16 protein-coding genes are annotated in these 19,310 nt (G+C 66.7%); 14 read left to right on the top strand and 2 right to left on the bottom strand.

Features of this window, described 5'->3' with window-relative positions; all coding sequences use genetic code 11:
* Window positions 1-199: 199 nt before the first annotated feature.
* The 3 genes from mltB (at window position 200) to AC5P60_RS20745 (ending at window position 3,928) form a co-directional block, all read left to right on the top strand.
* Complete coding sequence (mltB, locus tag AC5P60_RS20755; RefSeq protein ID WP_033834549.1) at window positions 200-1,345, top strand: lytic murein transglycosylase B; 1,146 nt, start codon at window positions 200-202, stop codon at window positions 1,343-1,345.
* On the top strand, window positions 1,342-2,610 hold the full coding sequence (locus AC5P60_RS20750) for a septal ring lytic transglycosylase RlpA family protein (protein ID WP_483693638.1): 1,269 nt from the start codon (window positions 1,342-1,344) through the stop codon (window positions 2,608-2,610). Before mltB ends, AC5P60_RS20750 begins: the two co-directional genes overlap by 4 nt.
* Window positions 2,611-2,710: 100 nt before the next feature.
* Window positions 2,711-3,928 (top strand): D-alanyl-D-alanine carboxypeptidase family protein, encoded by a 1,218-nt coding sequence (locus AC5P60_RS20745; protein WP_495201818.1) that lies wholly within the window; start codon window positions 2,711-2,713, stop codon window positions 3,926-3,928.
* A 536-nt stretch (window positions 3,929-4,464) separates the two neighbouring features.
* Here AC5P60_RS20745 and AC5P60_RS20740 read toward each other — a convergent pair.
* Window positions 4,465-5,523, bottom strand: coding sequence for a lipid A deacylase LpxR family protein (locus AC5P60_RS20740; protein WP_005411068.1), 1,059 nt, complete (start codon window positions 5,521-5,523; stop codon window positions 4,465-4,467).
* A gap of 350 nt (window positions 5,524-5,873) precedes the next feature.
* Here AC5P60_RS20740 and AC5P60_RS20735 point away from each other — a divergent pair, with 350 nt between their 5' ends.
* The 7 genes from AC5P60_RS20735 to gnd all read left to right on the top strand — a co-directional run bounded on the left by AC5P60_RS20735 (window position 5,874) and on the right by gnd (window position 13,298).
* Window positions 5,874-6,152, top strand: a complete 279-nt coding sequence (locus AC5P60_RS20735) for a YbeD family protein (RefSeq protein ID WP_005411067.1) — start codon at window positions 5,874-5,876, stop codon at window positions 6,150-6,152.
* Window positions 6,140-6,850, top strand: coding sequence for a lipoyl(octanoyl) transferase LipB (lipB, locus tag AC5P60_RS20730; RefSeq protein WP_005411066.1), 711 nt, complete (start codon window positions 6,140-6,142; stop codon window positions 6,848-6,850). Before AC5P60_RS20735 ends, lipB begins: the two co-directional genes overlap by 13 nt.
* 17 nt (window positions 6,851-6,867) lie before the next feature.
* Window positions 6,868-7,878 carry a lipoyl synthase gene (lipA, locus tag AC5P60_RS20725; protein ID WP_005411065.1) on the top strand — a complete coding sequence of 337 codons (1,011 nt, stop codon included), beginning with the start codon at window positions 6,868-6,870 and terminating at the stop codon, window positions 7,876-7,878.
* A 237-nt stretch (window positions 7,879-8,115) separates the two neighbouring features.
* Window positions 8,116-10,293, top strand: coding sequence for a carboxy terminal-processing peptidase (locus tag AC5P60_RS20720; RefSeq protein WP_483693637.1), 2,178 nt, complete (start codon window positions 8,116-8,118; stop codon window positions 10,291-10,293).
* Window positions 10,294-10,538: 245 nt separating this feature from the next.
* Complete coding sequence (locus AC5P60_RS20715) at window positions 10,539-11,129, top strand: DUF2242 domain-containing protein (protein ID WP_049403145.1); 591 nt, start codon at window positions 10,539-10,541, stop codon at window positions 11,127-11,129.
* Window positions 11,130-11,146: 17 nt separating this feature from the next.
* Window positions 11,147-12,382, top strand: coding sequence for a hypothetical protein (locus tag AC5P60_RS20710; protein WP_483693647.1), 1,236 nt, complete (start codon window positions 11,147-11,149; stop codon window positions 12,380-12,382).
* 10 nt (window positions 12,383-12,392) lie between these two features.
* A complete protein-coding gene (gene gnd, locus AC5P60_RS20705) occupies window positions 12,393-13,298 on the top strand; it encodes a phosphogluconate dehydrogenase (NAD(+)-dependent, decarboxylating) (protein ID WP_033834559.1) in 906 nt (301 codons plus the stop codon).
* A 289-nt stretch (window positions 13,299-13,587) separates the two neighbouring features.
* On the opposite strand, the gene AC5P60_RS20700 is transcribed toward gnd, so the two are convergent.
* Window positions 13,588-14,631: an oxidoreductase gene (locus AC5P60_RS20700; RefSeq protein ID WP_483693635.1), complete on the bottom strand. Its 1,044-nt coding sequence runs from the start codon at window positions 14,629-14,631 to the stop codon at window positions 13,588-13,590.
* A 170-nt stretch (window positions 14,632-14,801) separates the two neighbouring features.
* Between AC5P60_RS20700 and AC5P60_RS20695 the strand changes: the two genes are divergently transcribed.
* The 4 genes from AC5P60_RS20695 (at window position 14,802) to AC5P60_RS20680 (ending at window position 19,190) form a co-directional block, all read left to right on the top strand.
* On the top strand, window positions 14,802-15,185 hold the full coding sequence (locus AC5P60_RS20695) for a BON domain-containing protein (RefSeq protein ID WP_005411059.1): 384 nt from the start codon (window positions 14,802-14,804) through the stop codon (window positions 15,183-15,185).
* Window positions 15,186-15,419: 234 nt separating this feature from the next.
* A complete protein-coding gene (locus tag AC5P60_RS20690; protein WP_483693634.1) occupies window positions 15,420-17,237 on the top strand; it encodes a sensor histidine kinase in 1,818 nt (605 codons plus the stop codon).
* Window positions 17,234-17,674, top strand: a complete 441-nt coding sequence (locus tag AC5P60_RS20685; protein WP_005411057.1) for a response regulator — start codon at window positions 17,234-17,236, stop codon at window positions 17,672-17,674. Before AC5P60_RS20690 ends, AC5P60_RS20685 begins: the two co-directional genes overlap by 4 nt.
* A gap of 4 nt (window positions 17,675-17,678) precedes the next feature.
* The gene (locus tag AC5P60_RS20680; RefSeq protein WP_495201817.1) at window positions 17,679-19,190 is read left to right on the top strand and encodes a two-component system sensor histidine kinase NtrB; all 1,512 of its coding nucleotides are present in this window, start codon (window positions 17,679-17,681) and stop codon (window positions 19,188-19,190) included.
* Window positions 19,191-19,310: the final 120 nt, after the last annotated feature.

The following is a 19,310-nucleotide window of genomic DNA, read 5'->3' as shown; positions in this document are numbered from 1 at the left end:
GGGGAGCGGCAGCCGCGCAGGTATCGACCGGATCCGGTCGCCGGTTGCGTCTGCGGGGATGGGGACGCAACCGGCCACCTCTATCTGAATGGGGAAGCACGATCACGACGCCTTCACATTTCCCGCTGAACACGGGCAAATCGTTGTGATTCATGGTGTTAGGGGTTTTAATTCATCCATGACCTGCTAACCTGCGACGATGATTCGACGCACTCTGGCCTGCATGCTCACCCTCGGCCTGGTCGCCTGCGCGACCCAGCCGAAGTCCCCACCGTCTTCACCCCAGGCCAGCAGTACGCCGCGCCAGCCCGCCACCAGGGCCCATGGGCCGGCCGAGGCTGCACCCGAAGCAACTGCGGCTACCGCGCCGCCGGTCGATCTCACCCCGGTGCCATTCGAGGTCGCGCGGGCCCGCTTCATTGCCGATACCGCCAAGCGCTATGGCCTGAAGCCGGAGCAGATCAGCAGCGTGCTCGACCAGGCGCAGGTGCGCCAGCCGATCATCGCCGCGATGTCGCGCCCGGCCGAGCGGGTCAAGCCGTGGAACGAATACCGGCCGATGTTCATCAGCAAGGCACGCATTGATGGCGGCCGCGCGTTCCTGGCCGAACACCGTGCCGAACTGGATCGCGTGCAGCAGCGCACCGGAGTGCCGGCCGAAGTGATCGTGGCGATCATCGGCGTGGAAACCAGTTACGGAAAGAATGCCGGCAGCCATCGCGTGCTCGATGCGCTGTACACGCTGGCGTTCTACTACCCACGCAGCGGCGACCCGGCCAAGCTCGAACGCGAAGTGCGCCGCGAACTGTTCTTCCGCGATGAGCTGGCCAAGCTGTTCGAGCTGGGCCGCGAAGAGAAACTGGACATCACCACGCTCAAGGGCAGTTATGCCGGTGCGATGGGCATGGGCCAGTTCATGCCGTCCAGTTACCTCGATTACGCGGTGGACGGCAACGGTGATGGTCGACGCGACCTGTTCAACAGCTACGACGACGTGTTCTCCTCCATCGCCAACTACTTCGTGAAGAAGGGGGGCTGGGTGCGTGGTGGCCAGGTTGCGGTACCGGCCACGCTGGCCACGGGCCGCGAGGAGTTCAACCCGACCGAATGGATGCCCACCTGGTCGCTGGCCGACCTCGCACAGCGCGGCTACCAGCCGAGCACGCCGGTGCAGCCGGGCGCCACCGCCACCCCGATCACCCTGGAAGGCAGCACCGGCAAGCAGTACTGGCTGGGCTTCCAGAACTACTACGCGATCACCCGCTACAACCTCTCGAAGATGTACGCGATGGCCGTGTTCCAGCTGTCCCAGGCCATCGCCGGACAGGAGCTGCCCCCGGCATGAACATCAGATGGCTGGTCCCGAGCTTGATCGTCTTCGCGCTGGCGGCCTGCAGCAGCGCGCCGAAGAAGCCGGCCACGGCCGGCCACGGTGGCAAGTCCAGCGGCACGCTGGTGCAGGGCCGTGGTTCGCGACCGGCGCACTGCCCGGAAGGTTCGCCGTATGCAGCGGCCAAGGAAGACCTCAGCACCCGCGGCAATTACACCGCTGGTGGCCTGTACAAACCAGGCGTGCGTGACAGCACGCCCGACTACATTCCCAATGTGGCATGCATCCCCGAGCCGGAAGTGACCGCCGAGGAACGTTCGGCCATCGGCAACAAGTCGCCGTACGTGGTGCTGGGCAAGTCGTACAAGGTGCTCGACGACACCCATGACTACGTCGAGCGCGGCACCGCGTCGTACTACGGGGCCAAGTTCCATGGCCGCCTGACCTCCAACCGCGAGGTCTACGACATGTACCAGTTCACTGCCGCGCACAAGACGCTGCCGCTGCCCAGCTTCGCCCGCGTGACCAACCTGGACAACGGCGAGTCGGTGATCGTGCGTGTCAACGATCGTGGCCCGTTCCATGACGGCCGCGTGGTCGATCTCAGTTATGCCGCCGCCGTGCGCCTGGGCATCACCCAACGCGGTACCGGCAATGTCGAGGTGCGCGCGCTGCAACCGGGCGAGAGCAACCTGATGGCGCAGAAGCCGTCGCGTCGCGAGCGTCGTGCGGCTGAAGCCGCTGCCGCCACCGCGGTGGCCAGTGCGCGCCCGGCGCCGGCGCCACGTGCTTCCACCGACAGTGATATCGATCGCCTGGTCAACCGCTTGCCGACCGATGGCGCCCCGGCCCGCGGCCAGCCGGCCACCACCCAGGGCGTGGCCAGCACCGCGCCGGATGTAGCGGTCAGCAGCCTGCCGCCAAGCGCGCCGGTGGTGCGCAACTCCGCGCCGCCTCCGGCGGTTGTCGCCAGCACGGCCCCGCGCGCGGTGGCACCGGCACCGGTGCGTGCCGCCGCGGCGGCGCCGAGCCTGTCGCAGCAGATGGTCGGCGCGGTGATGGTGCAGGTCGCCAGCTTCTCCAACCGCGACAACGCCAACCGCGCGATGGGCCAGCTCACTGCCGCCGGCATCGTCGGCGCGACCATCAGCGACATCGCCGCCGGTGGCCGCACCCTGTTCCGCCTGCGTGTTCCGGCAAGCGACCATGCCAGTGCGGCGGAACTTGTCGGTCGCATCGCCGGTCTGGGCCTGGGTTCGCCGCAGATCGTCAAGGACTGATCCGCCCGGGCCGGTGCTGCCGGCCCATGCTCCCCCGGCCTTACAATGGCCGTTACGTTCCACCCTCCATTCCCGGCCGTCCCCTGGAGCCTGCTGTCCAATGAATTTCCGTTCCGCCGCCACCGCCCTGGCCGCCACCCTGGTGGTGGGCCTGGCTTCCGCCCAGACGCCGCTGCCGACTCCGGCCACGCCGGCGCCCGCCGCCGCCGCCGCCCCGGCCACCGTCGCCACTCCGCCGGCCCCGGCGCCAAGCGTGTCCAAGGCCTGGGTGCTGATGGATTACGCCACCGGCCAGGTGCTGGCTGGTGAAAACATCCACGAGCAGCTGGCCCCGGCCAGCATCACCAAGGTGATGACGTCCTACGTGATCGCCGCCGAGGTCAAGAACGGCAAGGTCCGTGCGGATGACCAGGTGATGATGAGCGAGCGCGCCTGGCGCGAGGGCGGCGCTGGCACCGATGGGAGCTACAGCGGCTTCCCGGTCAACCAGACCGCGCGCCTGGAAGACATGGAAAAGGGCATGGCGATCCAGTCCGGCAATGATGCCGCGATCGCCCTGGCCGAGCATGTGGCCGGCAGCGAAGAAGCCTTCGCGTCGCTGATGAACAGCTACGCCGCCAAGATCGGCATGAAGGACTCGCACTTCGTCAACGCCCACGGCCTGACCGCCGAAGGCCATCACAGCACCGCCTACGACCTGGCGCTGCTGGGCCGCGCGATGGTCCGCGATTACCCGGAAACCTACGCGTACAACAAGATCAAGGAATTCCAGGTCGGCAACATCAAGCAGCCGAACCGCAACCTGCTGCTGTGGCGCGATGGCAGCGTGGACGGCATCAAGACCGGCCACACCTCCGAGGCGGGCTACTGCCTGATGAGCTCGGCCCAGCGTGGCGACCAGCGCCTGATCGCGGTGGTGCTGGGCGGTGCGTCGGAGAAGCAGCGTGCCGATGACAGCCTGGCCTTGCTGAACTGGGGCTTCCGCTTGTTCGAGACCCACCGCCTCTACGAGCCGGGCAAGGCCGTGGCCGAGCACAAGGTCTGGAAGGGCACCACCGACAAGGTGCAGCTGGGCGTGGCCCAGCCGATGCTGGTCAGCGTGCCGCGCGGCCGCTACAACGACCTGAAGCCGAGCATCGACGTGCCCAAGACCCTGGAAGCACCGTTCACCGCCGGCCAGCAGATCGGTACCGTGAAGGTCACCCTGGATGGCAAGGTCATCGCCGAGGCACCGCTGGTGGCCGTGGCCGCCGTCGAACAGGCCGGCTTCTTCAAGCGCCTGTGGGACAGCTTCTGGATGTGGTGGGAATCGGAATGATCCACGCCCTGGCGTGGTGAAGGAAAAGGCCGGCGAATGCCGGCCTTTTCCGTTTCGGGATGCCGGCTCCGCATGATTCCCGCCGGATATGGGTAGTGCCGGCCGCTGGCCGGCTGCCCATGAAGCCATCCGGATGTGGGTAGTGCCGGCCGCTGGCCGGCTGCCCATGAAGCCATCCGGATGTGGGTAGTGCCGGCCGCTGGCCGGCTCCTCATGGACCCATCCGGATGTGGGTAGTGCCGGCCGCTGGCCGGCTCCTCATGGACCCATCCGGATGTGGGTAGTGCCGGCCGCTGGCCGGCTCCCCATGGACCCATCCGGATGTGGGTAGTGCCGGCCGCTGGCCGGCTCCTCATGGACCCATCCGGATGTGGGTAGTGCCGGCCGCTGGCCGGCTCCCCATGGACCCATCCGGATATGCCGGCAGCCGGCCAGCGGCCGGCACTACCCTCAGCCCCTCGCTTACAGCGAGCCATGCAATAACCGGTGTGCCGACCAACGGTCGGCACCTACCCGCTTCACCCTCAGCCCCTCGCTTACAGCGAGCGGCTGATGGTGAAGCTGCCGAACACCGGTGCTTCGCGCTGGCCGTTGAACTCGCGCGTGCTGTGGTAGCGCGCCGCGGCGAACTTCCAGCGTCCGTACATCACGGCCACGCCGTAGCCGCCGTAGGCCACCACATGGCGCTTGTCCACGCTGTGACTGTTGCGGAACGTGTTGCCATCCAGCGTGATGTCGCGGATCACCCAGGCCGCGTCCGAGGTCGCGAACAGGTGCCAGGACCAGCCATTGGGACGGCCGCCGCGGGTCGGCGCAGTGTTCTCGCCGGCCGGGCGCAACGGCGTGCTGCCGAAGTCGTCCGGCAGCTTCCAGCCGAAGCGCACCTCACCGCCGAGGTTGGCCTTGGTTTCCAGGTTGCCGATCGACCCGCCGTAGTGGCTGATCGCGTCCCAACCCCAGCCGTCGGCATTGACGCTGGCATCGCCGGGCCAGCGGCGCATGCGCTCATGGGTGAGCATGAACAGCGGCTCGTTGTGCAGCTGGTTGTCCCAGCCCTTGAATTTCTCGTCGCCCAGCACTTCGTGCACGGCATTCTGCACCTGCTTGCCCTGTGCCCACGGGCCGACCACGCCCAGAGTCAGCTGGGTGGTCTGCAGGCGGTCGCCGCTGCGCGCATTGAAACCGAAGTTTGCGATCAGTACGCCGGCATAAGGACGGTCGTCCTCGATCAGGTCCCTGCGGCTGAAATCGGTCGGGGTGAAGATGCCCTGGCCGATGCTGAAGATCATGTTCTGCTGTTCGAACCTGCCCGGATGCAGCCCTTCCAGGTACTGGTTCACCCAGCGCGCCATGCGCGGCAGGCAGGGGTCGTCGGTGTAGTCGACCAGATTGGGCGAGACCAGGGTCAACAGCGCACCGTTGGTGTAGCCCTGGTCCTGGTGGCGGCCACCAAATAGGTCGTTGTCAACGCGGAAGTTGATCTGCGGCGGGTGGTCGCGCATCGCGTCCGGGCCACATTGTTCGGCCGCCTGGGCGGCAAGGGGGAGGGCAGAGGCCAGCAGGCCGGCCAGCCCGAGGGCTGCGACACTACGCATGGATGGAATGCTCATGGGGAAGGGGACGGTTTTCAGTCGTTATATGCAACGCTACGGTACTCGCGCCCGCGCGGCGGAACGAGCACGTTCGAATCACTTGTCTGTTCCGAAAACAACATTGTCCAGCGGACACAATTTGTTACCCGCGCAAGCGCCGCAGGTCTGGTGTGAAGATGACCACTGGTCGCCGTACGTTGCCTGGGCCAGTGCGTGACAGCAGATTGCAGTCAGCTGCCGTTGGGCTTCGGCCCGCGCCGCTGGGCCGCCTGCAACGCAGCAGGCCGCCGGTGCCGTCTTTGACGTTGATGAATACTCTTGGGTTTGTTGCCCTGCGGCCCGATAATGGGTCCATGGAAATCAAGTCCGACAACCCCGACCACGGCTTCCAGTTCCCCGGCCAGTTCGAGCTCAGCGCCATGGGCCCGGCCAACCGCGGCCTGGAACATGAGCTCCCCCGCCTGCTGCTGGCTGCCGGCATCGATGTCGTCAATGAACGCATCAGCTGGAAGCATTCCTCCAACGGCAAGTACGTGTCCGTCCGCATCGTGTTCAAGGCTGAGAGCCGCGAACAGTACGACCTGGCGCACCAGGCGCTGCGCGACCACCCGGAAGTGAAGTGGACGCTGTAGCCGACAGCTGCCCGGCTGAAGCCGCCCCCGAGGACCGCGCGCCGCGTCCGGCGCTGGTCCGTGACCTTGGCCGCCAGGCGTACGAGCCGGTGTGGCGCGCCATGCAGCGCTTCACCGACCAGCGCAGCGACACCGATGCCGACGAATTGTGGGTGGTCGAACACGACCCGGTGTTCACCCTGGGCCAGGCCGGCAAGGATGAGCATGTGCTGGCGCCGGGCGATATCCCGGTGCTGCATGTGGACCGTGGCGGCCAGGTGACCTATCACGGCCCCGGCCAGATCGTGGTTTACCCGCTGCTGCGCCTGCCGCGCCTGGGCATCGGTGTGCGCGATTACGTGTGCCGCATCGAGCAGGCCATCATCGATACGCTGGGCGAGTGGAACATCGGTGCCGAACGCCGCGAGGGCGCCCCGGGCGTCTATGTCGGCGGCGCCAAGATCGCTGCCCTCGGCATCCGCGTGCGTCGCGGCTGCACCTTCCACGGCCTGGCCTTCAATGTGGCCATGGACCTGGAACCCTTCCACCGCATCAATCCCTGTGGCTATCAGGGGTTGCAGGTGACCTCGGTGGTAGACTTGGGCGGTCCCTCCGGGATGGAGGCCGTCAAGCCGGTGCTGCTGGACCACCTGGCCCGCCAGTTCGGCCTGCTGCTGCAGCACACCCCCGAACTGCCCGATCTTTCTGCGGCCGCCTGACCGCCCCCGGAACTGCCATGACTGAAACCACCGCCCGTTCCATTCCCCTGCAGATCGTGCAGGGCGACTCCCCGTCCGCCGCGCCGTTGCAGGCCGGGGTCAAGCAGCTGGGCGGTGACAAGATCAACCGCTCGCCGGTGCAGTTCGCCGACGCGCCGGTGCTGCGCAAGCCGTCCTGGATCCGCGTGCGCATTCCTTCGGGCAATGCCGTGCAGAACCTGAAGGCCAAGCTGCGCGAAAACCGCCTGGTGACCGTGTGCGAGGAAGCCAGCTGCCCGAACATCCACGAGTGCTTCGGCCACGGCACCGCCACCTTCATGATCCTGGGCGAGGTCTGCACCCGCCGCTGCTCGTTCTGCGACGTGGCCCACGGACGCCCGAAGCCGCCGGATGCCAACGAACCGGCCAGCCTCGGCCAGACCGTGGCCGACATGGGCCTGAAGTACGTGGTGGTGACCAGCGTCGACCGCGATGACCTGCGCGACGGTGGTGCCCAGCACTTCGTCGACTGCATCACCGCCATTCGCGAGAAGTCGCCGGGCACCCGCATCGAAGTGCTGACCCCGGACTTCCGTGGCAAGGGCCGCATGGAGCGCGCGCTGGAGATCCTGGCGCAGAACCCGCCGGATGTGTTCAACCACAACATCGAGACCGTGCCGGACCTGTACCGCAACGTGCGCCCGGGTGCGGACTACCAGTGGTCGCTGAACCTGCTGAAGAACTTCAAGGCGCAGCATCCGGACGTGCCGACCAAGAGCGGCATCATGCTGGGCCTGGGCGAGGACTTCGAACAGATCAAGGCCACCCTGCGCGACCTGCGCGCACACGACGTGGACATGATCACCATCGGCCAGTACCTGCAGCCGACCGCACACCACCACCCGGTGCTGAAGTACTGGACCCCGGAAGACTACAAGGCGCTGGAGGACTACGGCTACGAGCTGGGCTTCAGCCATGTTGCTTCCGGCCCGATGGTGCGCTCGTCGTATCACGCCGACGTGCAGGCCAAGGGCGCCGGCGTCTCCTGAGGTGGGTGCGAACCGCCCTGGTGGGTGCGAACGTTGGTTCGCACGCCTTTGCCTGTTGTAAAGCCGAGCCCATGCTCGGCCCCGCCTTCGCCTGCATTCACAATTTGCTACACCGGCCCGGCTAGGCTGGTTTTCCACCGAGCGCGGCCGGGTGACAAACCCGGCAACTTTCGGCACTGTCGTGGTGTCTTAACACCCCGCAGTCTCCCCCTTGGCAAGGCGCCTTCGAGCACGTCAATGAAATTCAAAGCCCCCGCATTCCTGATGGCCCTGGCGCTGGTCGCGCCACTGGCGTTGGCGGCCAAGGCCGACTCGCCCGCATTGCCCGCGGCGGCCACCGCCGACCAGGTGACCACCTCCAAGCTGGTGTACGGCCTGCTGTCCGACAGCCGCTACGCCTATCGCCCGCGCGCGCTGGACGAGGCCACCTCCAAGGACGTGTTCAAGCGCTATCTGGAAACGCTTGACGGCGGCAAGCAGTACTTCACCCAGGCCGACGTGGCGCGCTTCGCACCGTTCGAGGCCAACATCGCCTCCGCCATCCGGGGCGGCGAGCTGGAGCCGGCGTTCCAGGTGTTCGCTGTCTACAAGCAGCGCGTCGGCGAGCGCGTGGCGTACGCGCGCAAGCTGCTCAAGCAGGAGCCGGACTTCACCACCGACGAGCGCTTCGAGTACGACCGCAAGAAGGTGCCGTGGGCGGCCAGCAGTGCCGAGCTCGATGAGCTGTGGCGCAAGTCGGTGAAGAACGATTGGCTGCGCCTGAAGCTGGCCGGCAAGAAGCCGGATGACATCCGCAAGACGCTGGACAAGCGCTACGCGACGCTGGAGAAGTCGGTCAATGAACTGAAGGGCGAAGACGTCTTCCAGTTCTTCATGAATTCGTACACCAGTGCCGTTGATCCGCACACGGATTACTTCACCCCGCGCACCGCCGAGAACTTCAACCAGGCGATGTCGCTGTCGCTGGAAGGCATCGGTGCGCAGCTGCAGCGCCAGGACGATGTGGTGGTCATCCGCGAGATCATCGCCGGTGGCCCGGCTGCGGTGGACGGCACGCTGAAGCCGGGTGACCGCATCGTCGGCGTTGGCCAGGGCAAGTCCGGCCAGGTCGAGGACGTGATTGGCTGGCGCATCGACGATGTCGTGGCCAAGATCCGCGGCGCCAAGGACACCCAGGTCAAGCTGGAGTTCATTCCGGCTGCCGAAGGTGCCGATGGCAAGCACCACACCCTGGTGCTGACCCGGCAGAAGGTGCGCCTGGCCGAACAGGCCGCCAAGGGCGAGACCATGACCATTCCGGCCGCCAACGGCGAGCCGGCACGGAAGATCGGCGTGATCAAGCTGCCGACCTTCTACCAGGACTTCGAAGGCCGTCGCCGCAACGCCGCCGACTATGCTTCGGCCACCCGCGACGTGGCCAAGCTGCTGGCCGGCTTCAAGAACGACAAGCTGGACGGCGTGGTGCTGGACCTGCGCAACAACGGCGGTGGTTCGCTGGATGAAGCGATCGAACTGACTGGCCTGTTCATCGAGCAGGGCCCGGTGGTGCAGGTGCGCGAATCCGGTGGCCGCGTCACCGTCAACAGCGACCGCAACCAGGGCGTGGCCTGGGACGGCCCGCTGGCGGTGCTGATCAACCGTGGTTCGGCCTCGGCCTCGGAGATCTTCGCCGGTGCCATCCAGGACTACGGTCGTGGCCTGGTGATCGGTGAAACCAGCTTCGGCAAGGGCACCGTACAGAACATCGTCGACCTTGACCGCTGGCCGAGCGGCGAGACCCAGCGCTTCGGCCAGGTCAAGCTGACCATTGCCCAGTTCTTCCGCATCAGCGGCAGCAGCACCCAGCACAAGGGCGTGGTGCCGGACCTGGCGTTCCCGGCCAGCGTCGATGCCACCGAGTTCGGCGAAAGCACCTACGACAACGCACTGCCGTGGACCCGCATCGCCGCCGTGCCGCACACCCAGTACGGCAACTTCGCGCCGTTGCTGCCGAAGCTGGAAACCCGTCACGACGCGCGCATCGCCACCGACAAGGAGTTCCAGTGGTGGAACGAGGACGTGCAGCAGTTCCGCACCGAAGCGGCGAAGAAATACGTCTCGCTCAACGAGGCGACCCGTCGCGCTGAGCGCGAGCGCCAGGATACCCAGCGCAAGGAGCGCCAGGTGCAGCGCAAGGAGCTGGGCCTGGCCCTGGACCCGCTGGCCGATGACAGCAGCGATGACGGCCTGACCGGCAACGAGCGCGATATCGTCAAGGATGCCGCGCGCGAGAAGGCTGCCGAAAAGCGCCCGGACCCGCTGCTGCGCGAGTCAGCCTCGATCCTGGCCGACGCGGTGAACCTGCTGGCCAACGACCGCCCGCTGTCGGCGCAGGTGCTGCCGCAGTCCACCGGTGCCGGCCGCTGGGCGGACTGAGCCGGCGACGGCATGTGATACCCGAGGGGCCGGCATTGCCGGCCCTTTTTTCGTTTGGGGGACCTCGTTCACGGTAGCGCCGTGCCATGCGTGGCGGGGCGAAGTGCCACAAACGACTTAATCCCCTCCGTCCCCTTTTCCGTGCATGAACCGGCAGCAACGGCGGGGGCTGGCGGGCGTGCTTTCGACCTGCCGCACACGGCCGCAGGACTACCCTTGGCGATACCGTCCTCGCAGGAGTACCCATGCGGGCCTCCCGTCTTTCCAGTGTTGCCGTGGCGCTCGCCAGCGCCCTGATCCTGTCGGCCTGTGGTGGCCGCGCTGCTGACAGCACGTTGCTTCGCGAATCCTTTGATTCCGGCGACACCTTCTCGCGCACCGTCGATGGCCGTCCCGGTGACGCCTGCGAGGCCGCACGGCGCACCCTGCTCAGCCAGGGCTATGCCATCGCCCGTTCCGACGCGGCGCAGGTGGAAGGCAACAAGAACTTCCAGCCGCGCGAGGACGATCACGAGCAGCTGGTGCTGCGTATTTCCTGCGCACCGCGCGGGAGCCAGACACTGGTATTCGTCAGTGCCGTGCAGGATCGCTATGCGTTGAAGAAGAGTCCGACCTCGGCCAGTGTTGGCGTCGGTGCGCTCGGATCTGTATCGCTGCCGTTCGGCAGCAATGACGACTCGCTGGTGAAAGTGGCCAGCAGCACGGTTGCCGATGCTGAGTTCTATCGTCGCTTCTTCCAGCGCCTGCAACAGTACCTTCCGGCGGAGGCAGGCAAGCCCGTTCCGCCTGTGGTCACAACCCCGGAGCCCGCACCGGCGAGCACGGACCAGGATTGAACGTGCGCGGCAGATGGATGGGCGTGGCCCTGCTGCTGCCCGCGCTGGGCACGGCAGCCACGCCGCTGGACTGTACACAAGGCCTGCTGCAGCGCCTGGGGTGGCACTTCGAAACACGCGCGATCAGTGCACCGCAGGTGCATGGTGGCCCTGTGTGCACGCGCGCGTCGCTGCCGGAGGCTCAGGCGGCAGGCGATCTGCGCGTGCAATGGCCGGCGGACATGCCCGCTGCAGCGCGCAAGGCGTTGCTGCAGCAGGTGCTGGACGATCCGGCTACGGTTTGCGCCTACGCCTTCCAGCTGGATGCAGCCACGCAACGTGCCGCTGCTGCACTGCAGGGCAATGCAGGATTCCGCTTCTCTGGCCTGCAGCTCGGTTGGATCGGCTTCGGCCTGCACGGCGCACACGCGCAAGGCTGGCAGCGCACGCGAAGCTTCGGCCGTGGTTTCGTGCCCATTACGGGCAACAGCCAGGCGCTGCAGGCGTTCTACAGCGGCAATGTACGCGCCGAATGTGGAGTCGGTCGCCAGGTCGCACAACTGGCCACACAGCGCGAGCTGTATGGCGATGCGGCCTTCGACGCTGCATTCTCCGCAGAAGAACTGTCGATCGGTACGTTCCTCGCGCTGCACGATACCGACAGCATCCTGCTTGGCGCACACGCCGGTGACTACTTCGCCGATGGCAAGGCGGTGCGCACCTCGGCGATGGGCCGCCAGGCCTTCGTCGGTGTGCCTGGTTTCATCGAACATGTGTACGACAAGGGCATGCTGGACGACCTGAGCAACCAGGCCGAAAACTTCGTGGTGGTGTCGGTGGGCGAGGAGGCCGCGCAGGCGTTGGCCGCGCACGGCGGCCTTGCCTGGTACGACCAGCGCAATGCCGAGCTGTGGGCGCTGGCGCAGGACATCCCGCGTATCGGCCGGCGCTACTTCGAACGCCTGTTGTTCGAGCGCGACCCGGACCTTCGTGCACGGCTGGAACCGCGCTACCACGCCACGCTGGCACGCATGGACCGCCTGCTGGACGATCCGTTCTACCAGCAGTTCGTGATCTATGTGCATCCGCGCGGTATACGTCCCATCGGCTACCACATCGCCCGCCTGCTTGACCGCAACCCGCGAACCCCCTTTTCGATCGACCTGGCGGTGCACAATCTGCATACCACGCTCTACCGGCGTTGGCGCGAGGCGCAGCTGCGCCACTGCGCGGCTACCGGCAGGCCAGGCAGCCTGACCCTAGACCCCAACTGAAGGTGAAACAATGGATATTGCAATGATCGGCCTCGGCCGCATGGGCGCCAACATGGCCCAGCGCCTGCATCGCGGCGGCCACCGCGTCGTCGGCTACGACCCGGGCGAAGGTGCCCGCCAGCGCGCCGCCGAGGCCGGCCTGGAGGTGGTCGATTCGCTGGCCGCCGCGGTGGCCGCGCTGCCGGTGCCGCGCGTGGTGTGGCTGATGGTGCCGGCCGGCGAAACCGTCGACCAGACCCTGGGTCAGCTGACTCCGCACCTGGCCGAGGGTGACATCGTCATCGACGGCGGCAACTCCAACTACCAGGACTCGATCCGTCGCGCCAAGGCGCTGGCCGAAGACGACCTGGGCTACGTCGACTGCGGCACCAGCGGTGGCGTATGGGGCCTGCAGGAAGGCTACAGCCTGATGGTCGGTGGTGAAGCGGCGGTGGTGGAGCAGATCGCACCGCTGCTGCGCACGCTGGCACCGGCCGAAGACCGTGGCTGGGGTCGTGTCGGCCCGTCCGGCGCTGGCCACTTCACCAAGATGGTCCACAACGGCATCGAGTACGGAATGATGCAGGCCTACGCGGAGGGCTTCGCGCTGATGGAGCGCAAGCAGGAAATGGAACTGGACCTGGCCCAGGTGGCCGAAGTCTGGCGCCACGGCAGCGTGGTGCGCTCGTGGCTGCTGGACCTGAGCACCGAAGCCCTCAAGCGCAATCCGTCGCTGGATGGCATCGCACCGTACGTGGAGGACTCCGGTGAAGGCCGCTGGACCGTGGCCGAAGCGATCTCGCTCGATGTGCCGGCACCGGTGATCACCCTGTCGCTGCTGGAACGCCTGCGCTCGCGCGAATCCAATTCGTTCACCGACCGCCTGCTGTCGGCGATGCGCAACGAATTCGGCGGCCACGCGATCAAGAAATCGTAAGCACGAAGCCGGGGTCGGATCCCTTTCCGCAGGAAAGGGCTCTGACCCCATGCAGGCAGTCGAGCATGGCTCGACTCTGCAAAAGCCGTCTCCGATGGCTTCCACGTCGATGTGTCGACCAAGGTCGACACCTACCGTCGGGCGCGGGACTCTGTCGAAGGCGGGGTGGGTCCGGCTCCCGCAACCGGACCCATCCCGCCATCTCACGGATTGCCGGTTTTTGCCGTTGCTGTTGAGGTTGCCGACCAGCGGCCGGCACTACCACGGGTGCAGGGCGCAGCCCTGCCGATCACCCCAACGCGATCCGCCGCCCTTCGCGCGCACTGTCCATGCCTGCCTGCAGCAGCCGCATCAGCTGCAGCGCCTGCACCGGATCGACCGTGGCTTCGCCGTCGCCATGCATGGCCGCGGCGAACTGCGCATACAACCGACGGTAGTCACCGGGCAGATTGTCGACGGTGCCGCGCTGCACGTTGTCCTCGGCATCACAGCGCACCCGCTCGCCATGCCGCGGGTCGATGCCCCAGCCGGGCGCACCGGGCGCCACACCGCGGCGCAGCTGCGCTTCCTGCACATCCAGGCCGTGCTTGATCCAACTGGCCTTGCTGCCATGCACGCTGAAATGCGGCGTGGGAGCTGCCACCAGGGAACCGGAATGCACGATCGCGCGATGCCGCGGGTAGTGCAGCACGGCGTGGAAGTAATCGATGGCGCTGCCGCCATCGCGCTGCACGGCCAGATCAGCATCGATCGCTTCGGGCCAGCCGAACAGCACCAGCATCTGGTCCAGCAGGTGCGGGCCCAGGTCGTACCACAGGCCACTGCCGGGACCGTCCTGCTCGCGCCAGCGGTCACGCACCTGCGGGCGATAGCGATCGAAGTGCACATGGCACTCGGCGATGTCGCCCAGTGTCCCGTCCGCAAGCAGCGCCTGCAGCGTGAGGAAGTCGGCATCGAAGCGCCGGTTCTGGAACACGGTGGCGATGCGTCCGGCATCGCGTGCCGCAGCCAGAACGGCTTCGGCTTCAGCGACATCCAGCGCGAACGGCTTGTCGACCAGCACGTGCTTGCCGGCGGCCAGCGCTGCGATCGCCAGCGGCGCGTGCTGTTCATTGGGCGTGGCGATCACTACGGCATCCACGGCCGGGTCGTCGAACACCTCCTGCGGCGTGGCACGCACGTGCACGTCGCTGAACGCGCGCAGCAACGTGTCTCGCTGCGAACTGACGATGCTGTGCAGCACCAGGCCGGGTGTGTGCTGGATCAGCGGTGCGTGGAAGACACGGCCGGCGAGGCCGTAGCCGATCAGGGCCAGTTGCAGGTCGGGGCGCATGACAGAGCTCCGGCAGTGGGAAGGGCAGGGTAAACGACGCGGGCTCACGGGCCAAAGCTGAACGGTTGTCGTTGCAGGTAGCCCGATTCACAGCGGCATGACCGCAACGCCACGCCTGCTCTACGCCGGTTTGTCCAGACTGGCAGCACATTCCGAAGGAGTACGACACGATGAGCAATACGACCCGCACGCTGATTGCCTCCGCCCTGACGCTGGGCCTGGCGCTGTCCTCCTCGGCCGCATTCGCCAAGGATCCGGCCGCGAAGAGCCCGCCGACCAGCGCGCACCCGGCGACCCATGCTGATCGCCACGATTCCAACGAGCCGGTGACCGATACCTGGATCACCACCAAGGTGAAGGCCGACCTGCTCGCCAGCAGCAACGTTCCGGGTACCGAAATCAAGGTGGAAACCGTGAACGGCGTGGTCAGCCTGAGCGGTGCCGTAGCGAGCCAGGCCGAGAAGGACAAGGCCGTCACCACCGCCAAGGGCATCAAGGGCGTGACCCGCGTTGATGCAGCCGCATTGAAGGTCAGCGCTGCCGCCAAGCGCTGAAGCTGACGGGCGCCCCCTCGCGGGGCGCCCGTTGAGCTGTAGGGCCGCGGCCATGTTCGGCTGGAGCTCCAAGGCAGCCGAGCTTGGCCCGGCTCTACAGGTCTGAGGACTGCGAACCTGTTCAGCCAACCAGGGGGGAAACCCCTACGTTGTGACCGCCTGCGCTATATTGCCGGTTCCGCCGCAGCCGGACAGGGTCCGGCCGACGCCCTGCGGCCGTGCTGAAGAGGAACTATGGCGCTGGTTTTCAGTGACGACATCTGGGACCGCTGGCGGTTGCCGGCCCTGGCGCTGGCGGCCGCAGCGATCATCGTGGTGCCGTGGTTGACCCTGCGCAAACTGCAGCAGGACAACGAGCAGGCAATGGCCTGGGTCAACCATACCCAGGCGGTGGGCGTGGCCCTGCAGCAGCTGCAGGCTGATGTGCGCGACGTCGAATCGGCCGCATTGACGCTGTCCAAGGGCGTGGACGCACCCGGGCTGCGCGAGCGCATGGCCGCAGCCAACGACATTCCCGGTCGCTTGGCCGAACTGGGGCGGATGACCCGCGACAACCCCGACCAGCTGATCCGCATCGGCCGTATCGAATCGATGCTGGAAGGGCGGATGGCGCTTGCCCGCGAGCTGGCCAGATCTGAACCCAACAGCGATCAACGCGAGCTGGTGAAGGACCTGAGCACGCGCTATCCGATCCGTGGCTTGGTGGAAGAACTCCAGGCCAGCGAACAGCAACTGTTGACACTGCGGGCCGAGCAGGCGGCGCGCCAGCGCAAGCAGACCGAGCTGGTGTCTTGGAGTTCGCTGGTGATCCAGCTGGGACTGCTCGGCCTGGTGCTTTGGCTCCTGCAGCGGCAGATCGGGCGGCGCCTGCACGCCGAACGCCAATCGCTGCGCTCGGCGGCACGCGCGGCATCGGTGTTGCAGACCGTGCGCGAACCCATCGTGCTGCTCGACCGCGACCTGCGCGTGCAGTTGCATAACCCCGCCTTCGCCGAGCTGTACGGGCTGCAGGACGAACGCGCCGATGGCCTGCTGCTGGAAAGCGTCGGCGACGGTGCCTGGAAGGACGCCGTCGTGCGCCAACGCCTGTCCGACGTGCTGCTGCGCGGCCGCGAGCTGTGGGATTTCGAGCACGAACAGCGCACCGCCGACGGCATGGCGCGCTACATGCTGCTGAACGCACGGCGCATGCCGCTGCCCGATACCGATGATGAAGTGGTGCTGCTGACGGTCAGCGATGTCACCATGCAACGCGCAGTCCAGCTGCGCGTTGAAGAGCTCAACCGCCAGCTGGAAGGCAAGGTCGCGCAGGTGTCCGAGGTCAACCGCGAGCTGGAGGCCTTCAGCTACTCGGTCTCGCATGACCTGCGCGCACCGCTGCGCCACGTCGCCGGATTCTCCGACAAGCTGTCGCGCCACCTGGGCGACGCTGCCGATGACAAGAGCCGTCATTACCTGGACGTGATCTCCAGTTCGGCCCGGCGCATGGCGGCGCTGATCGATGACCTGCTGGTCTACTCGCGCCTGGGCCGCGCGGCGATGCGCCAGCAGGCGGTGGACATGCAGTCGCTGGTGGCCGATACCCGCGCCATGCTCGATTCCAACCTGCAGGCCGAGGCGGAGAACAGTGGCCATGTGCACCAGGTGGAGTGGAGCATCGCGCCGCTGCCGATCGTGGTCGGCGATGAGAACATGATCCGCCAGGTCTGGCTGAACCTGCTCGGCAACGCGGTGAAGTACTCGGGCACCCGCGAACCGGCGAAGATCCGCGTGGACTACCAGCCGCAGCCTGACGGCGGTCATCAGTTCACGGTCAGCGACAATGGTGCAGGCTTTGACATGGCTTATGCCGGCAAACTGTTCGGCGTGTTCCAGCGCCTGCACAAGGCCAGCGACTACCCGGGTACCGGCATCGGCCTGGCCAGCGTGCGCCGCGTGCTCACCCGTCATGGCGGCCGTATCTGGGCCGAGGCTGAACCGGACGTCGGCGCCACCTTCCACTTCTACCTGCCTCCCGCGATCGATGCGGACAAACAAGGGCCTTCTGCATGACCACTTTGCGCACCATCCTTCTCGCCGAAGACAGCCCGGCCGACGCCGAAATGGCGATCGACGCCCTGGAAGAGGCGCGTCTGGCCAACCCCATCGTGCACGTCGAGGATGGCGTGGAAGTGATGGACTACCTGCTGCGCCGTGGTGCCTTCGCCAACCGCGAGGAAGGCCTGCCGGCGGTGCTGCTGCTGGATATCAAGATGCCGCGCATGGATGGCCTGGAAGTACTGCGGCAGATCCGCGAACACGAAGAGCTCAAGCGCCTGCCGGTGGTGATCCTGTCGTCCTCGCGCGAGGAAAGCGATCTGGCCCGGAGCTGGGACATGGGCGTGAATGCTTATGTGGTCAAGCCAGTGGACGTGGACCAGTTCTTTGGCGCCGTACAGACGCTGGGCAAGTTCTGGGCGTTGATCAACCAGGCACCGGAACTCGAGTGAGCCCATGCCCTTGACCGGTCCCGCCCTGGGGGCGCTGCGCATCCTGCTGGTGGAGGACTCACCGGAAGATGCCGAGCTGATGTCCGAACAGATGCTCGATGCGGGCCTGGAGGCCCGCTTCGAGCGTGTCGAGAGCGAGGCCGAACTGCGCCAGGCACTGGCCGCGTTCCAGCCGGACATCGTGCTGTCCGACCTGAGCATGCCGGGGTTTTCCGGTGATGACGCGCTGCGCATCGTGCGCGAGACCTCGCCGGAAGTACCCTTCATCTTCGTCTCCGGCACCATGGGTGAGGAGAATGCGGTGGCGGCGCTGCAGAAGGGCGCCAATGACTACATCATCAAGCACCAGCCGGCGCGCCTGCCGTCGGCGGTGGCACGTGCGATCCGCGATGCACGCAGCGCGATCGAGCGCGCACGGGTGGAAACCGAGCTGATGCGCGCACAGCGCCTGGAAAGCCTGTCGCTGCTCGCAGCCGGGCTCAGCCACGACCTGCGCAACATCCTGCAGCCGTTGCTGATCATGCCGGACCTGCTGAAGGCGCGTACCGACGATCCGCAGCTGCACCACCTGGCCGATGTCATCGCCGAGTGCGGCCGCCGTGGCCATGAGATGGCCGAATCGATGCTGTCGTTCGTGCGCGGTTCGCGCAAGCCGAGCGAGCGCATCGAGATCGATGGCCTGTTCGATGCGGTGGCACTACTGTTGCGCAGCAACGTGCCTGATGCGGTGCGCCTGGAATTGCAGGTGCAGGACGAAGGCCTGGTGGTCGACGCCAACTACACCGAACTGCAGCAGGTGATGCTGAACCTGGCGCTCAACGCGATACAGGCGATGCCCAACGGTGGCCGCCTGAGCCTGACTGCCAGCCATGCTGGCCATCGCGATGGCGTGGACTGGATGCACATACGGGTCGCCGACGAAGGCATCGGCATGGATGCGGACACGCTGTCGCACCTGTTCAATCCGTTCTTCACCACCAAGGCCGACGGCACTGGCTTGGGGCTGATTTCCTGCAAGCGCATCGTTGAAGGTGCCGGCGGCAGCATTCACGTCAGCAGCCAGCCGGGGCAGGGCACCTGCTTCGAACTGCGCCTGCCGATGCACGACGCCATCGATGGCAGCGAGCCGATCGAACAGCTGGTGGCCTTGGGCAGCGGCCAATCGATCCTGGTGGTCGATGGCGAAGCCACGCGTCTATCGCTGCTGGGCAATGCGCTGTCCAGCCAGGGCTACCAGCTGCAGTTGGCCTCCGATGGGCCGGCAGCGCTGCGCTGGATGCAGCAGGAGGCGATGCCCGCGCTGGTGATTGCCGATGCCGGCTCCAAGCTGCTGCCGGCCAGCCAGCTGCTGCGCGAGATGGCGACATTGGGCTATCGCGGCCCGGCACTGGTACTGGAAGACCCGGCAGTGCCGGTCGCGGCCGATGCCTTCCCGGACGGCGTGGAGGTGCATGTGCTGCACAAGCCGCTGCAGATGCAGCAGGTCTTCCGCGCCGTGGCCGAAGCGCTGGGCTGATGCCCCGGTAGTGCCGGCCTCTGGCCGGCATCCCTGTGTGGCGGGATCAACGCGGTTGCCGGCCAGCGGCCGGCACTACCGTTCGGCAGTTTCCCAGGAGAAGCGTGGCAGGGCGTCCAC

The sequence above is a fragment of the Stenotrophomonas sp. YJH_SMC_120 genome (assembly GCF_059368675.1).
This window is presented reverse-complemented; position numbering and strand designations above follow the sequence as displayed.